This window comes from Zestomonas carbonaria, assembly GCF_904061905.1.
In the GTDB taxonomy this organism is placed as follows: Bacteria; Pseudomonadota; Gammaproteobacteria; order Pseudomonadales; family Pseudomonadaceae; genus Aquipseudomonas; species Aquipseudomonas carbonaria.
Genome location: NZ_CAJFCI010000045.1, coordinates 115744 through 138562, shown reverse-complemented (window position 1 = coordinate 138562; position 22819 = coordinate 115744). Strand labels below are relative to the sequence as shown.

General features: G+C 67.2%; 22 protein-coding genes. 8 read left to right on the top strand and 14 right to left on the bottom strand.

The features are described 5' to 3' along the window. The first annotated feature begins 464 nt into the window (after nt 1–464). Together PSEWESI4_RS12125 and PSEWESI4_RS12120 are read left to right on the top strand one after the other, a co-directional pair. Entirely contained in the window at nt 465–2996 is a 2532-nt protein-coding gene (locus tag PSEWESI4_RS12125) for a TonB-dependent receptor (protein WP_235978922.1), read from the top strand. A 137-nt stretch (nt 2997–3133) separates the two neighbouring features. After that, nucleotides 3134–4111, top strand: a complete 978-nt coding sequence (locus PSEWESI4_RS12120) for a 2-hydroxyacid dehydrogenase (protein WP_187671450.1) — start codon at nt 3134–3136, stop codon at nt 4109–4111. A 10-nt stretch (nt 4112–4121) separates the two neighbouring features. Here PSEWESI4_RS12120 and PSEWESI4_RS25570 read toward each other — a convergent pair whose 3' ends face one another. From PSEWESI4_RS25570 to PSEWESI4_RS12100, 4 genes are all read right to left on the bottom strand, one after another. After that, nucleotides 4122–5708, bottom strand: coding sequence for a methyl-accepting chemotaxis protein (locus tag PSEWESI4_RS25570; protein WP_187671449.1), 1587 nt, complete (start codon nt 5706–5708; stop codon nt 4122–4124). Beyond that, nucleotides 5705–7966 (bottom strand): putative bifunctional diguanylate cyclase/phosphodiesterase, encoded by a 2262-nt coding sequence (locus tag PSEWESI4_RS12110; RefSeq protein ID WP_187671448.1) that lies wholly within the window; start codon nt 7964–7966, stop codon nt 5705–5707. Before PSEWESI4_RS12110 ends, PSEWESI4_RS25570 begins: the two co-directional genes overlap by 4 nt. Nucleotides 7967–8132: 166 nt before the next feature. Next, nucleotides 8133–8441 carry a hypothetical protein gene (locus PSEWESI4_RS12105; protein ID WP_187671447.1) on the bottom strand — a complete coding sequence of 103 codons (309 nt, stop codon included), beginning with the start codon at nt 8439–8441 and terminating at the stop codon, nt 8133–8135. Nucleotides 8442–8567: 126 nt separating this feature from the next. Further along, nucleotides 8568–9470 (bottom strand): DMT family transporter, encoded by a 903-nt coding sequence (locus PSEWESI4_RS12100; RefSeq protein WP_187671446.1) that lies wholly within the window; start codon nt 9468–9470, stop codon nt 8568–8570. A 140-nt stretch (nt 9471–9610) separates the two neighbouring features. On the opposite strand from PSEWESI4_RS12100, the gene PSEWESI4_RS12095 reads away from it, so the two are divergent. Then, complete coding sequence (locus PSEWESI4_RS12095; protein WP_187671445.1) at nt 9611–10483, top strand: helix-turn-helix domain-containing protein; 873 nt, start codon at nt 9611–9613, stop codon at nt 10481–10483. Nucleotides 10484–10587: 104 nt separating this feature from the next. Here the strand turns inward: PSEWESI4_RS12095 and PSEWESI4_RS12090 are convergent, their stop codons facing one another. Both PSEWESI4_RS12090 and PSEWESI4_RS12085 read right to left on the bottom strand, forming a co-directional pair. Further along, nucleotides 10588–11541 (bottom strand): PA2778 family cysteine peptidase, encoded by a 954-nt coding sequence (locus tag PSEWESI4_RS12090; protein ID WP_408004303.1) that lies wholly within the window; start codon nt 11539–11541, stop codon nt 10588–10590. Beyond that, nucleotides 11538–11936, bottom strand: coding sequence for a PA2779 family protein (locus PSEWESI4_RS12085; RefSeq protein WP_187671444.1), 399 nt, complete (start codon nt 11934–11936; stop codon nt 11538–11540). Before PSEWESI4_RS12085 ends, PSEWESI4_RS12090 begins: the two co-directional genes overlap by 4 nt. Before the next feature lie 170 nt (nt 11937–12106). Between PSEWESI4_RS12085 and PSEWESI4_RS12080 the strand changes: the two genes are divergently transcribed. Next, nucleotides 12107–12478 carry an SH3 domain-containing protein gene (locus PSEWESI4_RS12080; protein ID WP_187671443.1) on the top strand — a complete coding sequence of 124 codons (372 nt, stop codon included), beginning with the start codon at nt 12107–12109 and terminating at the stop codon, nt 12476–12478. 320 nt (nt 12479–12798) lie between these two features. On the opposite strand, the gene PSEWESI4_RS12075 is transcribed toward PSEWESI4_RS12080, so the two are convergent. The 4 genes from PSEWESI4_RS12075 to PSEWESI4_RS12060 all read right to left on the bottom strand — a co-directional run bounded on the left by PSEWESI4_RS12075 (nt 12799) and on the right by PSEWESI4_RS12060 (nt 15467). After that, entirely contained in the window at nt 12799–13101 is a 303-nt protein-coding gene (locus tag PSEWESI4_RS12075; protein ID WP_187671442.1) for a DUF3509 domain-containing protein, read from the bottom strand. A gap of 214 nt (nt 13102–13315) precedes the next feature. After that, on the bottom strand, nt 13316–13639 hold the full coding sequence (locus tag PSEWESI4_RS12070; RefSeq protein WP_187671441.1) for a DUF3325 domain-containing protein: 324 nt from the start codon (nt 13637–13639) through the stop codon (nt 13316–13318). Next, nucleotides 13639–15171: a PepSY-associated TM helix domain-containing protein gene (locus tag PSEWESI4_RS12065; RefSeq protein ID WP_187671440.1), complete on the bottom strand. Its 1533-nt coding sequence runs from the start codon at nt 15169–15171 to the stop codon at nt 13639–13641. Before PSEWESI4_RS12065 ends, PSEWESI4_RS12070 begins: the two co-directional genes overlap by 1 nt. After that, a complete protein-coding gene (locus tag PSEWESI4_RS12060; RefSeq protein ID WP_187671439.1) occupies nt 15168–15467 on the bottom strand; it encodes a DUF3649 domain-containing protein in 300 nt (99 codons plus the stop codon). Before PSEWESI4_RS12060 ends, PSEWESI4_RS12065 begins: the two co-directional genes overlap by 4 nt. A 329-nt stretch (nt 15468–15796) precedes the next feature. Here PSEWESI4_RS12060 and PSEWESI4_RS12055 point away from each other — a divergent pair, with 329 nt between their 5' ends. Beyond that, a complete protein-coding gene (locus PSEWESI4_RS12055) occupies nt 15797–16105 on the top strand; it encodes a DUF3509 domain-containing protein (RefSeq protein WP_187671438.1) in 309 nt (102 codons plus the stop codon). Here the strand turns inward: PSEWESI4_RS12055 and PSEWESI4_RS12050 are convergent. The 3 genes from PSEWESI4_RS12050 to PSEWESI4_RS12040 all read right to left on the bottom strand — a co-directional run bounded on the left by PSEWESI4_RS12050 (nt 16069) and on the right by PSEWESI4_RS12040 (nt 18558). Continuing rightward, complete coding sequence (locus PSEWESI4_RS12050; protein WP_187671437.1) at nt 16069–16569, bottom strand: phosphate-starvation-inducible protein PsiE; 501 nt, start codon at nt 16567–16569, stop codon at nt 16069–16071. The two genes, PSEWESI4_RS12055 and PSEWESI4_RS12050, sit on opposite strands and share 37 nt — an antisense overlap. A 185-nt stretch (nt 16570–16754) precedes the next feature. Next, a complete protein-coding gene (locus PSEWESI4_RS12045) occupies nt 16755–17222 on the bottom strand; it encodes an aminoacyl-tRNA deacylase (RefSeq protein WP_187671436.1) in 468 nt (155 codons plus the stop codon). A gap of 127 nt (nt 17223–17349) precedes the next feature. Beyond that, nucleotides 17350–18558: an MFS transporter gene (locus tag PSEWESI4_RS12040; protein ID WP_187671435.1), complete on the bottom strand. Its 1209-nt coding sequence runs from the start codon at nt 18556–18558 to the stop codon at nt 17350–17352. 99 nt (nt 18559–18657) lie between these two features. Between PSEWESI4_RS12040 and PSEWESI4_RS12035 the strand changes: the two genes are divergently transcribed. The 3 genes from PSEWESI4_RS12035 to PSEWESI4_RS12025 all read left to right on the top strand — a co-directional run bounded on the left by PSEWESI4_RS12035 (nt 18658) and on the right by PSEWESI4_RS12025 (nt 21112). Beyond that, entirely contained in the window at nt 18658–19197 is a 540-nt protein-coding gene (locus tag PSEWESI4_RS12035) for a PaaI family thioesterase (RefSeq protein ID WP_187671434.1), read from the top strand. Between the two features lie 27 nt (nt 19198–19224). Continuing rightward, complete coding sequence (locus tag PSEWESI4_RS12030) at nt 19225–20355, top strand: thiolase family protein (RefSeq protein WP_187671433.1); 1131 nt, start codon at nt 19225–19227, stop codon at nt 20353–20355. Between the two features lie 184 nt (nt 20356–20539). Further along, nucleotides 20540–21112, top strand: coding sequence for a TetR/AcrR family transcriptional regulator (locus PSEWESI4_RS12025; RefSeq protein ID WP_187671432.1), 573 nt, complete (start codon nt 20540–20542; stop codon nt 21110–21112). A 214-nt stretch (nt 21113–21326) separates the two neighbouring features. Here PSEWESI4_RS12025 and thrC read toward each other — a convergent pair whose 3' ends face one another. After that, nucleotides 21327–22736 carry a threonine synthase gene (gene thrC / locus PSEWESI4_RS12020; protein ID WP_187671431.1) on the bottom strand — a complete coding sequence of 470 codons (1410 nt, stop codon included), beginning with the start codon at nt 22734–22736 and terminating at the stop codon, nt 21327–21329. Between the last annotated feature and the right edge of the window lie 83 nt (nt 22737–22819).

Here is a 22819-nt window from a genome sequence, read left to right as displayed (position 1 = left end):
GAAGCGGGACGGCCAGTTCTCATATCGTTGCTCCGGTGCTTTTCTGATACTGAAAGCCTAGACCAGAATATGAGCGTTACTTGTGAAACACCACACTAGGGTCTGTACGAAAAGTCGTCGAGCGAAGGTCAGGCTAGGCAAAAACCGGTGAGGAAGCGGAGTTTACGAGTTGTAAATGAGCATCCGAACCGGTTTTTAACGACGCATCACCGAGCGCAGGCACTTTTCGTACAGAGCCTAAAGGGCTTCGATAAACCACAAGCATGCCGCATGGCTCTCGTCGGGTGCTCCATGCGCAGCAAGGCAGGAGCAACCACGGCCATTCCGGCGAACACCTGCACAGCCCCCCAACGACACCCCCGACCAAAGCCCGCAAAAAAATTCCCACCGCGCTGAACCTTTTTCCGTCCCTCGCGTGACAAGGCAAGCAGAGAATCTCTAACCACCTTGCACGAGAAGCCCCGATGTCTTCGATTGCCCGCTTCGCCCGCACGCCGCTCAGCCGCGCCATGCAACCCATCCTCCTCGGTCTCGGCCTCAGCGTCGCCGGCCTCGCCCCGGCCCTGCCGGTGGTCGCCGCCGAGCAGCAGGAAAGCCGCCTGCACTTCCACATCCCCGCCGGGCCGCTGGAACCGGCGCTCAACCGCTTCGGCGAACAGGCCGGCGTGCTGCTGTCGTTCAGCCCGGAGCTTACCGCCAACCGCCAGACCCAGGGCCTGGACGGCAGCTACGGCGTCGCCGAGGGCCTCGCCGCCCTGCTCGAAGGCACCGGCCTGCGCGCGGTGGCCGGCGACGGCGGCTACACCCTGAAACTCTCCGGCCTGGCCGTGGAAGTCGACCGCACCGTGGTGATCGGCTCCCGCGCGCCGACCAGCATCAGCGAGCTGCCGGGCACCGTCTGGGTGATCGACGGCCCGCAACTGCAGGAACAGACCAAGGCCGGCGTGCCCTTCAAGGAAGCCCTCGGCCAACTGATCCCCGGCCTCGACATCGGCCCGCAGGGTCGCACCAACTTCGGCCAGAACCTGCGCGGCCGCAGCGCCCTGGTGATGATCGACGGCGTGTCGCTGAACAGCTCACGCGGCATCAGCCGGCAGTTCGACTCCATCGACCCGTTCAACGTCGAGCGCATCGAAGTGCTCTCCGGCGCCAGCGCGGTGTACGGCGGCGGCGCCACTGGCGGCATCATCAACATCGTGACCAAGAAGGGCGAGGCCGGCGCGGCGCGCTTCAGCAGCGAGATCGGCGTGCGCAGCGGCCTCGGCCACGGCGACGACCACGACTGGCGCGCCGCGCAGTCGGTGAGCGGCGGCACCGAACAGGTCAACGGCCGCCTCTCCGTCGCCTACCAGAAGAACGGCGCAGCCTACGATGGCAGCGGCGACCAGGTGCTGATGGACATCACCCAGACCGACCTGCAATACAACCAGGCGATCGACGTGATGGGCAGCCTCGACTTCGTCTTCGCCAACGGCCACAGCCTGAGCCTCGGCGCGCAGTGGTACGACTCCGGCTACGACAGCGACAAGGGTCTCTACCTCGGCCAGGACTTCCAGGCCCTGCGCGGCGCCAGCGACTTCGACATGCGCAGCGGCGCCGACTACGACCTCGAACCGAAGACCGAGCGCCAACAGTACAACGCCACCTACCACGCCCCCGAAGTGCTCGGCCAGGACTTCTACCTGCAGGCCTACTACCGCTCCGAGGAAATGGCCTTCCAGCCCTTCCCGACCATCCGCTTCAACGGCGCCGGCGCGGTCAACCCGCTCACCTCCTACTACTCCGCCTCCCAGCAGGACACCGACTACTACGGCCTGAAGGCCGTGCTGGTGAAGGAATGGGATCGCGTCAGCCTGAACTACGGCGCCGACTTCGAGTGGGAGAACTTCACCTCCAGCCAGAGCATGTTCGACCTGCCGACGGCGCTGGCCAGCGGCGGCCTGGACGCCAACGAATACGCCCGCATCGGCCGTTACCCGGGCATCGATACCGACAGCCGCTCCGGCTTCGCCCAACTGTCGTGGAAGGCCACCGACGAGTTGACCCTGTCCGGCGGCTGGCGGCGCCAGTGGATCACCACCGAGATCGGCGACTTCGTCGGCGCCACCCAGCAGATCGCCATCAGCAAGGGCATCGGCAACAGCGCCGACGTCATCCCCGGCGGCGAGAAGGACTACGACGTCGACCTCTACAACGTCGGCGCGGTGTACAAGCTGAGCAAGGAACAACAGGTCTGGGCCAACTACTCGGAAGGCTTCGAGCTGCCCGACCCGGCCAAGTACTACGGCCAGGGCGTGTACAGCGCCGCGCCGATGGACGGCCGCTGGGTGTTGCAGAACAGCGTCAACGTCGAGGAATCGGCGCTCGACGGCATCAAGACCAAGCAGGTCGAGTTCGGCTGGCGCCACCACGACGGCAGCCTGGACGCCCAGTTGGCCGCCTTCTACGCCTGGTCGGACAAGAGCATCACCTACAACCGCAGCACCCTGCTGGTCGAGCAGCTCTCCGACAAGAAGCGCAACTACGGCCTGGAAGGCCAGTTCAGCTACTGGCTGGACGACAACTGGCAGGTCGGCGCCAGCGCCCTGGCGATCCGCTCGCAGCAGAAGGTCGACGGCAGTTGGGAGAAGCAGGACGTCACCGCCGCCAGCCCGTCCAAGGCCAGCGCCTTCGTCGGCTGGCAGAACGGCGAGACCGCCGTGCGCCTGCAAGGCGTGCGCACCTTCAACCTCAGCGACGACGGCAACCTGGTGGGCGGCCGCTTCGACGGCAACGACCACAGGATCAACGGCTACACCACCTTCGACCTGCTCGGCAGCCAGGTCCTGCCGGTCGGCACCCTCAACTTCGGTGTCCAGAACCTGCTCGACAAGGACTACACCACCGTCTGGGGCCAGCGCGCCCAGGTGTTCTACGGCAGCCTGGCGCCGACCGAACTGTTCGACTACAAGGGCCGTGGCCGGACCTACAGCCTGAGCTACAGCGTCGACTTCTGACCCGGCGCCTTCGCGGGGGCGGCGGAAGGAGCCGCCGCCCCACCGATAACCGCACGCAAGTGCGGCGCCAGGGCCCCGTGGCGGTGCCGGGAATGGTAACGTGCCAGGCTTTCGTCCCGCCGCCACGAGAAGTCCCGATGAAAAAGACCGTACTCGCCTTCAACCGCGTCAGCCCCGAGCTGGTCGAACGCCTGCAACCCCATGTCGAACTGATCGTGCCCAGCCCCGAACGGGGCGACATCGCCACCCAGTTCGCCGCCGCCCTGCCCCATACCCACGGCCTGATCGGCGCCGGCCGGCCGCTGGGCGAGGAACAGTTGCGGAGCGCCGAACGCCTGGAGGTGATCTCCAGCATCTCGGTCGGCTACGACAACTACGATGTCGACTACCTCACCCAGCGCGGCATCCTGCTCACCAACACCCCGGACGTGCTCACCGAAAGCACCGCCGACCTGGCCTTCGCCCTGCTGATGAGCGCGGCGCGGCGGGTCGCCGAACTGGATGCCTGGACCAAGGCCGGCAACTGGAAGCGCACCGTCGAGTCGGCCCTGTTCGGCTGCGACGTGCACGGCAAGACCCTGGGCATCGTCGGCCTCGGCAACATCGGCGCGGCCATCGCCCGGCGCGGCCGGCTCGGCTTCGGCATGAACGTGCTGTACAGCGGCAACAGCCGCAAGCCGGCGCTGGAACAGGAACTCGGCGCGCAGTACCGCAGCCTCGACGAACTGCTCGGCGAGGCGGATTTCGTCTGCCTGGTGGTGCCGCTCAGCGCGCAGACCCGCCACCTGATCGGCCGCCGCGAACTGGCGCTGATGAAGCCGTCCGCCATCCTGGTCAACATCGCCCGTGGCGCGGTGGTCGACGAAGCGGCGCTGATCGAGGCCTTGCAGGAAAAACGCATTCGCGGCGCCGGCCTGGACGTCTACGAAAAGGAACCGCTGGCCGACTCGCCGCTGTTCGCCCTGCCCCAGGCGGTGACCCTGCCGCACATCGGCTCGGCCACCCACGAAACCCGCCAGGCCATGGCCGACCGCGCCGTCGACAACCTGCTCGCCGCGCTGGCCGGCGAACGGCCGCGCGACCTGGTCAACCCGCAGGCATGGCGCAAGGCCTGACGCCGGGCGCTCAACGGCCGTAGCGCGGACCGCGGAACTGCTCGGCCAGCAGTTGCAGGCGCCCGGCCAGGGCGGCCACGCGGTTCGAGGCTGTGCGACAGTGACCACTGGCGTCGACCGTGCTGTCAGTGGCCACGCGGATTCCCTCCAGGTTGCGCTGGATATCCTCGCCCACCGCGCTCTGCTCCTCCACCGCCGCCGCGATCTGCACGCTCATCGCGCTGATGTCGCCGACCCGCTGGTTGATGCCGTTCAGCGCCTCGACCGCTTCCCGCACCTGCTCGACGCTGGCCTGCGCCTTGTCCTGGCTGCGCTGCATGGCGGCCACCGCGTCGCTGGTCGACTCGCGCAGGGTCTCGATGATCGCCTGGATTTCCGCCGTGGAATGCTGGGTGCGCTGGGCCAGGCCGCGCACCTCGTCGGCGACCACCGCGAAACCGCGCCCGGCATCGCCGGCACGCGCGGCCTCGATGGCGGCGTTGAGCGCCAGCAGGTTGGTCTGCTCGGCGATGTTCTGGATCACCTCCAGCACACGGTTGATCTCCTGGCCATGCAGCTCCAGGCGATCGATCGCCGAGCCGGTATGGCCGACTTCCTGGACCAGGCTGTCGATATGCCGGCGGGTCTGCTCGACCAGGTCGCGCCCATGCCCGGTTTCCTGGTCGGCGGCACTGGCGGCGCTGGCCGTCAACTGCGCATTGCGCGCCACGCTTTGCACGCTGTCCGCCATCTGGCCGATGGCGCAGGCCACCTGGCGGGTCTCCCCCTGCTGCTGCAAGGTGGCCTGCCCGTTGGTCTCCAGGGCGTCGGCCAGCTTGCCCGCCTCCTGGCTCAACTGGCACGCCGAATCGGCGATGCGTCCGGCCACCGCCTTCACCTCGGCTTCGAGCATGCGCAGCGCGAAGTCGATCTGCCCGAACTCGTCGTCGCGCCCGCTGTAGAGCTTCTGGCCGAGCGGGTTGTCGGCCATGGCGCGGGCCTTGCCGGCCAGCTCGTCCAGGGGACGCAAGCCGCCATGCACCAGGCCACCGAGCAACAGGCTGACAGGCAGCGCCACCGCCGCCACGGCGGACCAGGCAAGCCCGCCCGTCCAGCCGAGCACCGCGAACCCCGCGAGATTCAGCCCGGCCACGCCCAGGGCCAGGCGCAATCGCATTGGCAACACCGGAAAGCGCCAGCGGCGAGGACCGCCATCGCGCATCGTCGCGTAGAGGCGTTCGGCGGCCTCCGCCAGGTGCTCCGGCACGCGACTGCGCACCGACTGGTACTCCACCACCTCGCCGTTGCACAGCACCGGCGTGACATAGGCACTGACCCAGTAGTGGTCGCCGTTCTTGCAGCGGTTCTTGACCACACCCATCCACGAGCGTCCCGCCTTGAGCGTCCGCCACAGGTGCTCGAAGGCCCCGGGCGGCATGTCCGGGTGGCGCACCTGGTTGTGGCTGACGCCAAGCAGTTCCTCTTCGCTGAATCCGCTGATGCGGACGAAATCCGGATTCACGTAGGTGACCCGGCCCTTGAGATCGGTAGTGGACAGGATGTTCGCCGCGGCATCGACCTCGACCGCGCGTCCGCTGACCGGCAGATTGATTTTCATGGTTTCCCCCGGGAAACGGCGTGGCGATGGTCGTCGGCCGGCAGCAGGCACCAGTCGCCCTCCGGGCCGGCCTCTCCGTCGAACAGGCGCTGCATGTCGGCGCTCGATTGTGGCCGGCCGAGCCAGTAGCCCTGGGCGTAGTGACAGCCCTCCCTGACCACGAACGCCAGTTGCTCGGCGTCCTCGATCCCTTCGGCGGCGACTTCGAGCCCCAGGCTGCGACCAAGGCCGATGATCGCGCGGGCGATGGTGTTCAGTTCGTGGTCGTGGGGAATGCCGCCGATGAAGCTCTTGTCCACCTTGAGGATGTTCAGCGGGAAGCGGGCCAGGTAGCCGAGGGCGGCATAGCCGGTGCCGAAGTCGTCCAGCGCCAGTTGCACGCCCAGGCCGGCCAGTTCGCGCAGGCTGACCAGCGTTTCGAGGTTGTCCTGCATCAGCAGGCTTTCAGTGATCTCCAGGATCAGGCTGGTCGGCGGCAGGCCGGTTTCCCGCAGGATGTCGATCAGTCGTGGCACGAACTCGGGCTGCTGCAACTGCCGGCTGGAGATGTTCACCGAGCAGCGCAGTTGCTCCTGCCCGCCCAGTTGCCAGGCGCGCACCTGGCGGCAGGCCTGGCGCAGCACCCATTCCCCGACGGCGACGATCTCCCCCGACTCCTCCAGTACCGGGATGAACTCCAGCGGCGCCACCAGCCGCTCGCCCTGGCGCCAACGCAATAACGCCTCCACGCCGCTGAGGCACGGCGGGCTCCGGTCGAGACGGCAGATCGGCTGGTAGTAGAGCTCGAATTCGCCACGCTGCAGCGCCTGGCCGAGCGCCGACTCCAGCTCCAGGCGGCGCTGCACCACGATCTGCAGCTCCTCGCTGTAGCGGGCGAACTGCGCCTTGCCGGCCTCCTTGGCGCGGTACAGGGCCAGGTCGGCGGCGCGCAGGGCATCGAGCGTCTTGCCCTTGTCCTGCAACGGCGCGATGCCGATGCTGGCGCTGACGATCAGGGTGCTCTCGTCCAGCTCCAGCGGCTGGTGCAACCGGGCCAGGATGCGCTGGGACACGCGCTCGGCATCGCCGCTGCTGCCCAGGCCGTCGAGCAGCACGATGAACTCGTCGCCGCCAAAACGGAACAACTGGTCGCCGGGACGCAGGCAGTCGTTCAGGCGCCGCGCCACTTCCACCAGCACGCGATCGCCGACGGTGTGGCCGAGGCTGTCGTTGATGAGCTTGAAGCGGTCGAGGTCGATGAACAGCAGCGCCGCCTCGCCGGCGCCGCCCTTGTTCTGGCGCGCCAGGATGCGCTGCAACTGCTCGTCGAGCCGCGCGCGGTTGGCCAGGCCGGTCAGCGGATCGTGGCGGGCCGCGTGTTCGAGGTGCGCCTCAGTGCGCTTGCTGGCGCTGATGTCGGTCTGCGAACCGGCCATGCGCCACTGCCCGTTGCCCGCCTGCTCGGCCACGCCACGGACCAGCACCCAGAGGTAGTCGCCATCCTGCTGGCGGATGCGGTACTGGTGATGCAGGGAAGCGGTCTTGCCCTGGAAGTGCGCATCGATGGCCTGCCGCAGGGCCGGCAGGTCGTCGGGGTGGACGCGGCCGAACCAACTGGCGCTGGTCTCGCCGATGGCGTCGCGGCTCAGGCCGAGCATGCTGGCCCAGCGCTCGGAGACATACAGCCGGTCGAGCCCGACGTGCCAGTCCCAGATGCCGTCGTTGGCGCCGCGCAGGGCCCGGGCGAAGCGCGCCTCGCTGTCCTCCAGGGCCTTGATCTGCGCAGCGCTGTAGGTGTCGATGGCCAGCGTCATGTCGAAGAACACCGCCTTCAACAGGCTGGAGAACAGGCCGCTATCGGGATGCTCGCGGAACAGTTCGGCGAGCATGTCGTTCAGGTACAGGCAGTAGGCGCCCAGGTACCACTTCAGCTCCAGGCCGACCTGCTGGTGGATCAGGCCGACCCGCAGGCGCCCGCCGACATAGTCCTCATCGAACGGGCCAGCCCAGAGCCGCTGGTAATAGCCGACCTGGCTGTGCTTGAGGCGCGCGACATCCTCGGGATTCCGCAGAAGCGCGGACGGCGTGGCGAAATTCCCGAGATGGCCGTACAGGCGCTCGACGAACGACTGCTGCGACGGCGCCATGCGCTCGGCGGCCTGCTTCAGCCGCAGCGCATCGTCCACGTGCCAATCAAGGAAGCGCCGGCGCTCGGCCACCTCCTCGCGGTCCAGGCGGATGCGCCGCAGCAGTTCCAGCAATTCCTCTGTCGCCTTCATCCCCTTCTCCCTGAACGGCCTGTTTTTCCTGGGCAAAAAAAAACGCCGTGACGGCACGTTCCGGTCGGAAACGTGAGTCGCGGCGCTTCGTCTTTCAGGCCCTGAGTCCTGCTCGGCAAAGCCGGTCCCCACCCCGCTGGTTGGGACCACCGATGGCATAATTACATCATTGCGATTGGCTTGCCAACTCCTCCAGGAGCGCCTGCAGGCGCCGCCTGAGCAGGCCCAGTTCGCGCGATTTGAAAGCGTGGCGGGTCCGTTCGAGCACCTCGGTTGCCTCGGCCAGCGCGACCTGCACCTGGCCCGCCTGCCCCAGGCGCGCGGCGAACCAGCGACAGAAAGGCAGCGCGCTGCAATCGCAGGGATCGCGCAGCAATTCGCAACCGGGAGCCAGGGTGGAGAGGACGGGTTCCAGGGCGCTCGCCAGGCCACTGTCGTTGCAGATGACCCGGAGCGGTCGACCGACTTGATCCATGTTCGATTCGCTAATGCCGAAATGATGGCACTTTGTACAGCGTCTAACCGAGGAAATATTGATCCAGATCAATGCCCCTGGCGTTGACGGCAGCGAGCGGAGCGCTCACGAATGCGCCGGCACTGGCTAAGCGGTGCGCGCCGGTACCCCCACGCCCACCACCTTCGGCCGGCGAAACACCAGCACGTTCCCCAGCATCACCAATCCCAGGCCGGCCAGTGCCGGCGCGGTCCACTGGTAGCCCTCGGCGAACGCCGAGATGTTCAGCGCCACCACCGGGAACAGCACCGTGCAGTAGGCCGCGCGCTCCGGTCCCATGCGACCGACCAGGGTCAGGTAGGCGGTGAAGCCGATCACCGAGCCGGGAATCGCCAGGTAGAGCAGCGAGCCGACGTAACCGGTGGTCCACTGGAAGTCGAACGGCGTGCCGCTGGCCAGGCAGTAGCCGGCCAGCAGCAAGGCGCCGTAGAACATCCCCCAGGCGTTGCTGGTCAGCGGCCGGAGGCCGGCCTTCTGTTGCAGGCTGGAAAGCATGTTGCCGGCCGAGAAGCACAGCGTGCCGAGCAGCGCCAGGCCGAGGCCCAGCCAGGTTTCCCGGCTGGCCTGGTGATCAGCCAGCTCCGGCCAGAACAGCAGCCCCAGGCCGAGCAGCCCCAGCGCACCGCCGGCCAGCACGTTGGCGGCGATCCGTTGCTTGAAGAATATCCGCGCATTCAGCGCGTTCCACAGCGTGGCGGTGGAGAACACCACGGCGATCAGCCCGCTGGGAATCCACTGGCTGGCGGTGTAGAAGCACATGAAATTCAGGCAGAACAGGCACAGGCCCTGCGTCAGGCAGACCGCCTGGGCGCGCGCGTCGAGCCGTTGCAGGCGCCGGCTGGCGAGCAGCACGACGAACAGCACCAGCGCCGCCAGGGCGAAGCGGTAGGCGATCGACGCCGGGATGGCGACCACCCCCACTTGCAGCTTGATGGCGATCCAGGTAGTGCCCCAGATCAGGACGGTAAGCAGGTACAACGACAGGTTCATGGCAGGCTCCGCAGTCGATGCCGCCAGTCTCCGCGCATCCCGGCAGGCCGGCTTGCATAAACTTGCGCTTATTCGCCGCGCCGGGCTGGCGCTCGCCCAGCCACGGGGTAGGATGAGGCATCCAACAGTGTGGCCCGATCATGATCCAGCTCGACCAGAATCAGGTGTTCCAGTCGCTCGCCAGTTCGCCGCACGCCCGCCTCGAGCGCAGCGCCGAGCTGGGCGACGGCATGGCCCTGGCGCAGTGGAGCAATCACCACGACGCCCGCGAATACCACAGCCCGCGCGACCACACGCTGTCCTGCTACCTGGCCGGCGGCACCGGCACCTTCCGCCGCGAACGCCCGTACGACAAGGGCGCGCCGGACAAACTCTGCGTCCTGCCGGCCGGCCACGAATCGGCCTGGGTGATCAACGGCGAGATCCGCCTGGCGCACCTGTACATCGGCGCCGAACGCTTCGCCCTCGACTCCCTGCGACTGTTCGACCGCGAGCCACGCGAGCTGCAACTGCACGAACGCACCTTCCTCGACGACCCCATGCAGGCCCGGCGCTTCCGCCAGTTGATCGCCCTCGACTGGAACGAGCCCGGCGAGCGCCTGCTGACCAGCAGCCTGGCCCACGAACTGCTCGGCCACCTGCTGCTCACCCAGGTCGCCCCGCGCCACCACCCGCATCTCAAGGGCGGCCTGGCGCCGCACCAGCGCCGCCTGTTGCAGGACTACATCGAACAGCACCTCGACCAGCCGCTCGACCTGGATGGCCTGGCCGCCCTGGTGGCGCTGTCTCCCTACCATTTCGCACGGATGTTCCGGACCAGCTTCGGCGTACCGCCGCACCGCTACCTGCTCGCCCGCCGCCTGACGCGCGCCTGCCAACTACTGCGCGACAGCACCCTGTCCCTCGGCGAGATCGCCCTGGCCTGCGGCTTCGCCAGCGCCAGCCATTTCAGCAACCGCTTCCGCGCCGCTGTCGGTGGTACACCTGGGCAGTATCGGGCGGCGTTTTCTTAGGTTTGGGTGCCAAGGATCAGCTCCGCCCCTCACCCCAACCCTCTCCCGGAGGGAGAGGGTTGGGGTGGGAACGCGGCTGAAGACAACCACCAGACCTTCCCCACTTACGGACAAACCGGAATCGCCACACAACGACCACTCCCCCGCCCCGGCGAATCGAGCGGCACAGCCAGGCGCTGATCATCAGGCGCCAACTTCCGCGCACAAGCCCGCGCGGCCCCGGCCTGTCCCGCACAACCCCGCTCGTTCAGCACTTCCGACAGATTGAACCAGCCAATGGCGAAATCCGTCCGCCGCCGCAGGCTGTCGCGCAATGCCTGCTCGGCACCATCACGGTCGCCCTCGGCATAGCGCGCGTTGGCCAGGGCGAAGGTCGGCATCGGCTCATCCGGCCAGTGCTCGGCGGCGGTGCGATAGGCGCGTTCGGCAACCTCGCGCCGGCCGGTTTCCTCCAGGTCGCTGGCGGCCTGCAACCAGGGTTGCAACTGCGCCTCGGCGGGCAGCCGTTCCGGCGGCAGGGTCACCACCGCCCAGCGCCCGGCGCGCCGCCAGGTGTTGTCGAAAGTGGTGAAGTCGGTGATCCAGCGCTTGCTGGTCGCCGAACGCAGCACCAGCTCCTCACGGGAACGGTCGTAGCCCACCACCACCGCGAAGTGCCACTGCGGCCACCAGTCGTAGCCGAGGTTCTGCATCACCAGCACCGGATTGCCCGCCGCCACCTGGGCCAGCACCGCGTCCAGTTGCGCTTGCAGCGGGTAGACGACCATCCCGCTCTGCCGCGCGGCGGCGACCAGCTCGAGCTTCAGGCTGCCCTGCCGCGCCGGCAGGTAGACGCGCGGCACGAGTTCTTCCGGCGAAGTCTCCACACCACGCTGCACCAGCACGGTGGCCAGCGCGGCCGGGCCGCACTGGTAGTCCTCCTGCGGGAAGAACGGCGTGTCGACCAGCTCCACCGCCGTCGGCAACCGCTCGCTGCTTTCCGGCAACTGCACCTTGCCGGCACAACCGGCGAGCAGCAGCCCCGCGATCAACAGGGCCGCCGCACGCAGTGCACTCAACGGATGCACTTGATGAAGGTGAAGATGTCGGTGGCGCAGAGCATGTCGGTGATGATGAAGATCACCAGGAACAGCACGATGATGCCGACCACGCCGGAACCGACCGGCTCCTGCTGCAACTGCTGGTTGAACTGCGCGAGTTCGGCGGGGGTCAGGCTATCGATACGCGCCTCCACCTGGGCACGGTCGACACCGAGGGACTCGAGTTTCTGCTGCACCTGGCGGTCGTCGAGCATGGCGCGCAACTGATCGCGATCGACCTGTTGCTGCTGTTGCTGGAGAACCTGCGGGGTGTCGATCATCGCCGCCTGGACCATCGGCACCTGGGCGACCATGACGAAATGAAGGGCGGCCAGTCCGGCGGCGAATCGACGCATGGAAATGCGCATGGTCATGGAAATGTCTCCTGGGTTGTTATTTTCCCTAGACATCCCGAGAAGGATGGCAGTTCCACATCAAGGTGCCGCAATGCCTTGGTCGTAACCTCGGAGCGAACCGGATTAACCGGCATAATCCCGAGGCAAGGAAACCTCTTTATACCGTTATGGAAAATGGACATTCGGTCATGGAACACAAGCACTCGAAGTACCTCGTCATTCGGCCGCACAGAAGCGAATACCCCGAACCGATCACCCTGTCCAAGGGCGACCCTGTCGTCGTCGGCGACAGATATGAAGGCCCCGAGGGCTGGGACGACTGGTACTTCTGCACCACGCCAGGGCAGCAGGGAGGCTGGGTTCCGAAGCAAGTCATCGAACGAGTGGATGGCAATACAGGAAGAGCCCTGGAGGACTACACGGCCAAGGAACTGGACGTGGATGAAGGCGAAACGCTGATCGGCTTGAGGACGCTGAACGGCTGGGTGTGGTGCAGCAGGGTCTCCGATACGGAGGCAGGCTGGGTGCCGTTGGAGCACCTCCGGCAAATGCAGGATTGAGCCGTATGCGACATTGTCGGGGCCTTGTTCGTGCTGAGGTATCGAACGGATGAAATCCGGGAAGCGGTGGGGACGTGGTTTCGTGATCGACTGAAGCTCCGCCCCTCACCCTAGCCCTGGCTGCGCGCCCCGCTCCGGAGGGAGAGGGGACTGGTTCAGTGAGTGTCGATAATCCGTGCCATAGCGTAGCCCGGATGAAATCCGGGGCAAACAGATACGTAGGGTGGATGTCGCCTTTCACATCCACCGGCCTTTCCCGTGGAAAACGCTTCGCGGTTTTCCACCCTACGAAGCTCAGGCGCCCCTCCTCCCTCCGCAGGCTACCTCACCGGCCCATCCCAACGCTCGGCCAATGCCTCCTCGTTGGCCGCCGGCCTGCTCATCTCGTCCAGGCAGGACAGCCCCTGGCCACGGTCGATGGCGAGGCCGAAGCGGATGCTCTGGATGGTCTGTTCCAGTTTGGCCGGGTCGCTCAGTTGTTCGACGCTGAGCAGGCGTTGCGCCACCGTGCCCTGCTCGTCGAGCAGCGACAGGGTCGTGCTGCCATCCGGGCTGCCGATGGTGAAGCGGACCTGGAACTGGTCCTTGAATGAATCGCTGACGAACTTGAATGGATTGACCATGGCGGCGTACCTGGAGCGTTGCGTGACACACCAGATCACCAGCAAGCAGGAGGCCAACTCGTCGATACCGGCGACCGGCGGTCACAAGCGCTCTGTACCGCGCACTCGTGCCCCGGGGTCGATGTTTTCCACGGGCAAGGACGGCGCAGCGGTGGGGATTCTGCCCCGTTTGCGGGCAGCGAACGGGGTGGCGGATCGCCACCCCGGAAGGTGCTCAGAACAACAGTTGCAGCAACGCGCCAGCGGGTAGCAGGGCGGCCAGCGGCAAGACCCAGCGCTGCCGCCAGGCCATCAACGCAACCAGCAGCAAGCCGGCGAGCATGAGCTGGCAAAGCCAGGTCACCGAGCCGATCTCGCCGCCCAGTTCGGCGATGCTCAGCACCAGGCCGACGACCAACGCGGCGATGGCGCCCGAGCGCAGCAGCAAGCTGCGGCCAGCCGAAGGCGCCGCGCCGAACAGCGTCTTGTGGTGCCGCGACATGGCCAGACTGAGGGTCAGCATGGCCAGGTAGGTGAAGGCGAAACTCAGCCACAGCATCACACACCCTCCTCGGCCAGTTGCCGGCGCGCTCGCGGCGCCTTGGCCACCTGCGCTTGCGGTTGCGCCGCGCGCCAGGCGAACAGCGCGCACAGCACGCCGGTCAGCAGCAGGGCCAGGTCGACGCCAGCCAACGCCCAGTCGCCGCGCACCAGGCTGGCGCCGAGGTGGCCGTCGGCAGTGGTCAGCCAGTTGAGCAGCGGCAGGCCCAGGGCCAACAGCGCACCGAGCGCCAGTTGATCGCGGCGCAGGTTGCGCGGCTGGTTGCGGCGCAGCACCGCCCACAGTGCCAGCAATATCCAGCTACCGACGAATACCCAGCCTTCCGCCACGGCGCGCTCGGCCATGCCGGCCGGCAGCAGGCGATTGCCCCACAGCAGCGCCAGGCTGGCCAGCGGCAGGCCGCCGATCACCGCGCCGTTGAGCGCGCGCACCAGGCCGATGCCGCGTCCGCCCCGCTCCTCGCGCTTGGCCAGCCAGACCTGCAGGCCACCGACCAGCATCGCGCAGCCGGCCAGGCCCATCAGGAAGTAGAGGAAGCGCACCAGGGTGCCGCCGAACTGTGCCATGTGCAGCCCGGTAAGCCAGGCATAGGCACGGTAGCCGGTGGAAGCCTTCTGCTCGGCGAGCAGTTCGCCGGTCGCCTCGTCGTAGCTGAGGGTGGCCTGCGGCGGGCCGATCCGCGATTCGTTGCGCTGGCGCACGTCGACCACCGCGGCGACGTCGCCCGGATGGTGCACGCTGATCCAGCCCGTCTCGGCGCCGCCCCAATGCTGGCGCGAGCGCTCGATCAGCGCGTCCAGCGAAACCTGTTCGGCCGCCGGCTGATGGATGCCCTCGCGGTTGTAGGCGCCCATCACCTCGCCGAAGAACTGCTCGACATTGCCCTTGTAGGCCACCTGCGCGCCAGCCGGCATATAGGAGGCGACGAAGATCGCCACGCCGGTATAGGCCAGCACCAGGTGGAACGGGAAGCCGACCACGCCGAACAGGTTGTGCGCGTCCAGCCAGGCGCGCTGGCCGTTGGCGTTCGGGCGCAGGGTGAAGAAGTCCTTGAAGATGCGCCGGTGGATGATCACCCCGGACACCAGCGCCGCCAGCATGAACATGCCGGCGAGACCGACGATGTACATGCCGATCATGCCGCCGTGCAGGTTGTAGTGCAGGGTGAAGAAGAAGCGGCCGCCGACGGTTTCCGGCATCGGCGCCTTGGTCGCCGGGTCGAAGGCGGCGTTGTGGATCTCCTCGGTCTTGTCCACCTCCCAGCCGAGCCGCCAGTAGGGCTCGCGCTCGGTCGGCGCATGGGTCCAGAAGGCGTGCAGCTCGTCGCTGACATTCTGCCGCAGCCAGTCGCGCACGTCGTCGGCGGTCATGCTGCTGTCGGTGGGAACGTGCAGCGCCGGGCGCATCCAGCGTTCCAGCTCCTTGTCGAAGCAGGCCAGGGTACCGGCGAAGATGATCACGTAGAGCAGCCAACTGGGCAGCAACCCACCCCAGGTGTGCAGGCCCGCCATGCTTTGCCTGAGGCTCATGGGCGACCTCCCAGCTCGCTCGGCAGGAAGGCCGCGAGGCCCATGGCCAGGGTCAGGCCGCCCAGCACCAGCCAGGCACGGGTGGCGCTGCGCGCGGCGAACACGTAGATCGCCGCCGCAGTCCACACGGCGAAGCAGGCAAGGCTGGAAAACACCACGCGGTCGGGACGGGCCAGCGGCAGGTAGACGGTGAAGAACGCGGTGAAGCCATAAGCCAACGCGTAGCCACCGACCAGCGCCGCCAGCACGCGCGAAGTGATGCTCCACGGCGTGGAGGCTTTGTTCTTGCTGGTCACGGTCGTTTCTCTAGTGATGGGCCGGTCATGCGAACAGACGGAAATGCAGCGAAGTTGCACATAATATTGAGAAATATTTACAACAGAAAGCGGCAATTGTCGCTCTCGAAGGAAAGCCCGCGCGCCACGACAGGCGCGCGGGTGATGGCGCGGATCAGAAGTTGTAGGCCGAGATCCCGACGATGTTCCGCCGGCTACCGACGAAACAGTCGTCACGGGCCATCTACAAACCACGCCTGGCCGCGAGCCGATTCCCCCCAACGGGCGAACTTTGTGCGGACTCGGCGAGTCCATCCCTGCATGCACTTCTCGACATCAGGTGACTCGCCATGGAAAACCCGTTCCAGTTGCTGACCGACGCCTTCCACCCCGAGTACCGGGTGAACTTCAGCATCGAGAGTCTGGACGGCAGCGTGATACTGACGCTCTCCGACGATCAGGGATCGGTGGTGGCCAAGCGGCGCATCAGCGCCGTCCAGCGAAGTGATCCGCAACGGCTGCGCAAGCTGATCCAGAGCGTGCGGTTCGGGATCGCCATCGACCGGGGGCAGGGACTGGCCGCGCTGGGCGACCGCCAGCTCGTCCCGGCACCCCGCGACCGTCAGGTCTCGCCGGGGTCGCCCGCCTCTGCCGGCTGAGAGGATTGCAGGCGGCGACGGCGCGGCGCGTCGGCGCTCACCGAGGGGAACTGCGAGGAGGCGTAGCGCACCACCAGGATCGACAGCGCCAGCAGCAGGATCGCCGCCGACACGTAGACCACGCCCATGCCCGGGCCATTGTGGTGCGACACGTCGGAGATCAGCAGACGGGTCAGCGCGGTGATCGCCACGTAGATCAGGAAGCGTACCGGCATGTGGTTGGTCTTGAAGTAGATACCGACCATCGCACCCAGTTCGAGGTAGATGAACAGCAGGAGGATGTCGTCTACGGTGATGTGCCCCTTCTCCACCATCCCCAGGAAAGCCGCTATCGATGCCCAGGCGGTGATGCCGCCGATGGCGAACAGCGCCAGGTAGTGGAAGCTTTCGACGAACAGGTTGCCCAGCGACTCCGCCAGGTCGTGCACGCTTTCGCGCAGGGACTCGGCCCACTTGATCTTCACGGTGAAACTCTCCTTGAACGGCGGCCCTCGAACAGCCAGCGGACGATTCTGCGGCCGGCCCATGGCGCTATGCAGAAACAGGGCCAGCGCCCCTACTGTGAAGGAGATGCCGTGACAGGGGATACGCGGCAAACGGCCGCAGGGAAAAGGCCGGCCGGGGGATGCCCGGCCGTTCGAGGTTGGGGTTATTCGCTGAAGCGTCCGCGCTGCGCCTCGGGCATCAGCTCGAGGTACTGATCACCGCTCATGTGCACCAGCTCGGTGTGGTCGCCGGACTCGAAGTACACATCCGGCTGTTCGGTCAGCGACTGGTCGAGCAGTGTCTCCAGGCCGAACGCGCTCCCCACCGCGGGGATGGCGCCGAGCTCGCAGTCGTCGAAGCGCTCGCCGATATCGCTTTCCCGGGCCAGCCGCCAGTGGCGCCGGGTCAGCTTGTGGACCTTCTGCAAATCGACCTGGCGGGACGCGGGCACCACCGCCATCAGCCAGTGGCCCTGGAAGTCGTCGAGGATCACCGGCTTGGCCATTTTCTGCGGCGGTATGCCGGCGCGCCGCGCTGCTTCGCGGGTGGTCATGGACAGTGAATGCGGCAGCATGTCGTAACGGGATTGGTGCTGCGCGAGGCAGCTCTGCAAACGGGTGGCCATGGTCATGGGGCACCTCCTGCCATAGGCTGGACGCCGACCTCATGTCCCGCTGAAACCGGCGTGGCCGATAAGGCTCGGGAAGCCTTCCGCTCCCCTCCCGGCATCGACCCAGGGCCGATGCCCTGTTAACAGTTTAGGGTCTGGTCGCCGCCACGGCCCCCGCTTCCCGACCGAGCAGATGAAAGGCTGCGAACGCCGCCATCGCGAACAGGCCGTGGAGGTACAGCATCGGCTGCGCCGTGCCGTCCTGCAAAGCGCCCAGCAGCAAGCCACTGGCGGTCGCCCCGGCCATCTGCGCGAATCCCATGAATCCCGCCGCCAGCCCGGCGCGATGGGCGTTGGGCATCACGCCACCGGCCACCGAGGCCGGCAGCACCATGCCGCCACCGAGGGTGACCAGCACCTGCGGCAGCGACAGGCCGAGCACCGACAGGCCGAAAAGCTCGTGCACCAGGACGGTGGCCAGGGCCCCGGCCAGCACCAGCCCGACCCCGAGGGCGACGATGCGCTGCGGCCCCATGCGCAGGATCATCCGCTGGGTGAACAGGGCCCCGCCGATCAGCCCGGAAATCACCGCGCCGAACGTCAGCCCGTACTCCAGCGCGTCCAGCCCGAGCAGGCGCATGTACACCGCCGAGGAGCCGGCGACTATCGCGAACATGGCGCCGTAGGTGCCGGCCAGGGTCAGGGCGAAGGCCCGGTAGGAACGCCCTCGCAGCAGGTCCAGGTAGTCGCCGGCCAGGCTTTTCAGGCGGCCGGCCTGCGGGTCGAGATGCGGATTGCTCTCGTGGTAGCGCCACAGCACGGCGACCAGGGCGATAGCGCCCAGCGTGGCGGTCGCCAGCAAAGGCGCGCGCCAGCCGCCCAGGAATACCAGCCAGCCACCGATCATCGGCGAGAGGGCGATGGCGCTGATCATGCCGATCACCGTCATCGACAGCGCCACGCCCGCCTTCTCCTTCCAGACGTCGCGCACGATGGCACGCGCCAGCACCAGCGCCGCGCAGGCACCCAGGCCCTGCCCCACACGGGCGACGACGAACTCGCCGATGCCGCTGGCCGACAGCATCCACAGGGTCGCCAGCAGATAGGCCAGCACCCCGCCGATCAGCACCGGCCGGCGACCAACCCGATCGGACAGCGGCCCGAGGATCAACTGGCCAAGGCCGAACGCCGCGACGAACACCGACAACGCCAGCAGGCTCGCGCCCGGCGGTGCGACGAGGCCCTGCTCCAGCGCGCCGAGCCCGGGGATCAGCAGTTGAGTGGAAATCTCACCCAGGGCGGTGAGCAACATGAGCAGGCACAGCAGGGTACGCGAAGGCTGGAGTGGGCTCGGCATGGGTCGGCTCCTGGGAAAGGGGTTGTCTCGATTTATATTTCGACAATAATATAAACATTGAATTACGACTGTAATCAAAAAGAAAAACCGGAGGCTCCCATGCCCGACCTGACTCGCGAAGAAAAACTGGCAGCCTGGCTGGCCGCCGAACAGGCCATCCGCTCCAGGCTGGCCGCCCCCGGCACCAGCAGCCTGGCCGCTGTCGCTGAAATGGCACCGATGGACTTCTTCGACCGCATCGGCAACGGCGAGCTGCCCTGCCCGCCATTCGGACTGCTGGTGGATTTCGTCCCGCTGGAATGGGCCTCGGGCCGCTTCGTCTTCCAGGGCACGCCGGATGCCCGCCACTACAACCCGCTGGGCAGCGTGCACGGTGGCTACGCGGCCAGCCTGCTGGACTCCTGCATGGGCTGCGCCATCCACACCCAGCTCAAGCCGGGCCAGGGCTACACCACCACCGACCTGCGCATCAGCTACATCCGCGCACTGCGCCACGACAGCGGCCCGGTGCGCGCCGAAGGCCGGGTGGTGCACGTCGGCCGCTCCACCGCGCTGGCCGAAGGCCGCCTGTACGACGTCGACGACCGCCTCTATGCCGTCGGCTCCACCACCTGCCTGATCCTCGACCTGCGCGGCTGAGCCGCCGCCCCAACCAGGAGTCCCGCCATGACCTCCATCGTGATCGCCGGCTTCGTCCGCTCGCCCTTCCACTTCGCCAGGAAGGGCGCGCTGGTCGACCTCCGCCCCGACGACCTGGCCGCGCAGGTGCTGCGCGGGCTGTTGGAAAAACTCGACCTCGACCCCAGCCTGATCGAAGACGTGATCATGGGCTGCGCCTACCCGGAAGCCGAACAAGGCATGAACATCGCGCGCATCGCCAGCTTCCGCGCCGGCTTCCCGGACACACTCGGCGGCGCCACGGTCAACCGCTTCTGCGGCTCGTCGATGACCGCCGTGCATTTCGCCGCCGGGCAGATCGCCATCGGCGCGGGAGAAGCCTTCATTTGCGCCGGGGTGGAATCCATGACCCGGGTGCCGATGGGCGGCTTCAACGTCTCGCCCAACCCGACACTGCTGCGCGACTTCCCCGAGGTCTACATGGCCATGGGGCACACCGCCGAAGAGGTCGCCCGGCGCTACGGGATCGGCAGAGAGGAGCAGGAAGCGCTGGCTGTGGCGTCCCATGCCAAGGCCGCCAGCGCGCGCGAGCGCGGGACCTTCGCCGAGGAAATCGTGCCCATCGCCCTGCCCACCGGCCTGATCGGCGAAGACGGCTGCATCCGCCCCGGCACCAACCCCGAGGCGCTCGCCCAGCTCAAGCCGGCGTTCGGTGGCACGGTCACCGCCGGTACCGCCTCGCCGCTGACCGACGGCAGCGCCGCCGTGCTGGTATGCAGCGAAGATTTCGCCCGCCGCCACGGCCTGGACGTCCTGGCGCGCATCAAGGCGGTCGCCGTGGCAGGCTGCCCGCCGGAGATCATGGGCATGGGCCCGGTGCATGCAACCCGCAAGGTGCTCGAACGCGCCGGCCTGGAGATCGCGGACATCGATCTAGTGGAGATCAACGAAGCGTTCGCCAGCCAGACCATCGCCTGCGTGCGCGAACTGGGCCTGGACATGGCGCGGGTCAACCTCGACGGCGGCGCCACCGCCCTGGGCCATCCACTCGGTGCCACCGGCGCGCGGATCACCGGCAAGGCGGCCTCGCTGCTGCGGCGCACCGGTAGGCGCTACGCCATCGCCACCCAGTGCATCGCCGGCGGCCAGGGCGTGGCGACCCTGCTCGAGGCCGTGTGACCGCGGGAGAGCGGCCCTTCTGGACTCCCGCATTCGCGGGAGTGACGAGGGATGAAGAGAAACGCCAGGGCTCGACCGTCTCCCCCGCGAACGCGGGGGGCCAGTGAACGCATGGACGCGATCCCAGGCCCCGCCTGCGTGTAAGATGACAGCCAGAATCCCATGACCGAGGAGCAGCGAAGCAATGCGCTATCCCGAAGACCACAAGGCCAAGACCCACCAGCGCATCATCGAAGAAGCCGCGCGGCGCTTCCGCAGCGACGGCGTCGGCGCCACCGGCCTGCAATCGCTGATGAAGGGCCTGGGCCTGACCCACGGCGGCTTCTACGCGCACTTCAAGTCCAAGGACGACCTGGTGGAAACCGCCCTCGCCCACTCCGCCCGGCAATTGCAGGACGAGCTGGTACAGGCGCTGGACAACGATGCGCCGCTACAGAGCTTCATAGCCCGCTACCTGTCCTCCGCACACCGCGCCAATCCCGGTGAGGGCTGCCCGTTGCCGACCATCTCCGCCGAACTTGGCCAGCGCGGCCAGCCCAGCCCGACCACCGACGAAGTGGTGAAAGGCCGCCTGGCGATGATCGAAGCCACCCTGGGCGGCGAGGATGCCGCCGAACAGAGCGTGGTGATGCTCTCGGCGATGGTCGGCGCCCTGATGCTTTCGCGCAGCGTCAGCGACCCGGAGCTGTCCGACCGGCTGCTCAAGACCACCCGCAAACTGCTGATCGAACAGGCCGGGGCCAAGGATGCATCGTAGGGTGCGCCGTACGCACCGATTGCCGGGAGGCGACGGAGAGGTCCGGGCTGCCCGGAGATATCGCCCCTCACCTCAGCCCTCTCCCTCCGGGAGAGGGCTGAGGTGAGGGACCGGTGGATCGAGCAACTCAGAAGCCCAAATACCCCACACCTGACCACAACCCCATGAAAAAGGCCGGCTATCCAGCCGGCCTTCTCACATCACGCCTTTCGCCTTACAGCGGCTTGCCCCGATTGCCATGCGCGCTGACGAACTGCTGCACGGTCTTCAGGTCGTTGGCCAGCACCGTGCAGCGCTCCTCGCGCTGGAACAGGTCAGCCAGGTGCGCCGGCAGGTGCGGAGCCTGACCGATGCCGGCCTTCTCCACCGCCTCGGGGAACTTGACCGGGTGCGCGGTGCCCAGGGTGACCATCGGGATGGCCAGGCTGCGCCGGCACTCGCGGGCGGCGCGCACGCCGATGGCGGTGTGCGGGTCGAGCAGTTCGCCGCACTCCTCGTAGACCTCGGCGATGGTCGCGCAGGTTTCCTCGTCGTTCACCGCCAGCGAATCGAACAGCTTGCGCGCTTCGGTCCAGCGGTCTTCCTCGACGCTGAAACCACCGCCCTGCCTGAAGGTATCCATCAGGCTGGCGATGGCGGCGCCGTTACGGCCGTGCAGGTCGAACAGCAGGCGCTCGAAGTTGGACGACACCATGATGTCCATGGACGGCGACAGGGTCGGGTGCAGGGTATCCTTCACATACTGGTTGCCGCTCATGAAGCGGTGCAGGATGTCGTTGCGGTTGGTGGCGACGATCAGTTGGCTGACCGGCAGGCCCATGTTGCGCGCCAGGTAGCCGGCGAAGATGTCGCCGAAGTTGCCGGTCGGCACCGAGAAGGCCACCGAGCGGGCCGGCGCGCCAAGCTGGATGGCCGCATGGAAGTAGTAGACGATCTGGGCCATGATCCGCGCCCAGTTGATCGAGTTGACCGCCACCAGCCGGGTGCCCTTGAGGAAGCCCTGGTCGGCGAAGCTGGCCTTGACCATCTCCTGGCAGTCGTCGAAGTTGCCCTCGATGGCGATGTTGTGGATGTTGTCGCCGAGGATGGTGGTCATCTGCCGGCGCTGCACCTCGGACACGCGGTTGTGCGGGTGCATGATGAATATGTCGACGTTCTCGCAGGCCTTGCAGCCTTCGATGGCCGCCGAGCCGGTGTCGCCGGAGGTGGCGCCCATGATCACCACGCGCTCGCCGCGCTTGGCCAGCACGTAGTCGAGCAGGCGGCCGAGCAGTTGCAGGGCGAAATCCTTGAACGCCAGGGTCGGGCCGTGGAACAGCTCGAGCACCCACTCGTTGCCGTTGAGCTGGCGCAGCGGGGCGACGGCGTTGTGGTCGAACACGCCGTAGGTTTCCTCGAGGATCTTCTTGAAGTCGGCATCCGGGATGCTGCCGGTGACGAACGGGCGCATCACCCGGAACGCCAGCTCGTGGTACGGCAGGCCGGCCCAGGAGGCGATTTCCTCGACGGTGAAGCGCGGCAGGTTTTCCGGCACATAGAGGCCGCCGTCACTGGCCAGGCCGGCGAGCAGGACGTCTTCGAAATTCAGGGCCGGAGCCTGGCCGCGGGTGCTGATATAGCGCATTTTTCAAAACCTTCATAAAAGCCGATAAAAGCGCTGGAGACTGGAGGCTGGACGCAGGAATCTTTTCGTCCGGCTTTCAGCCT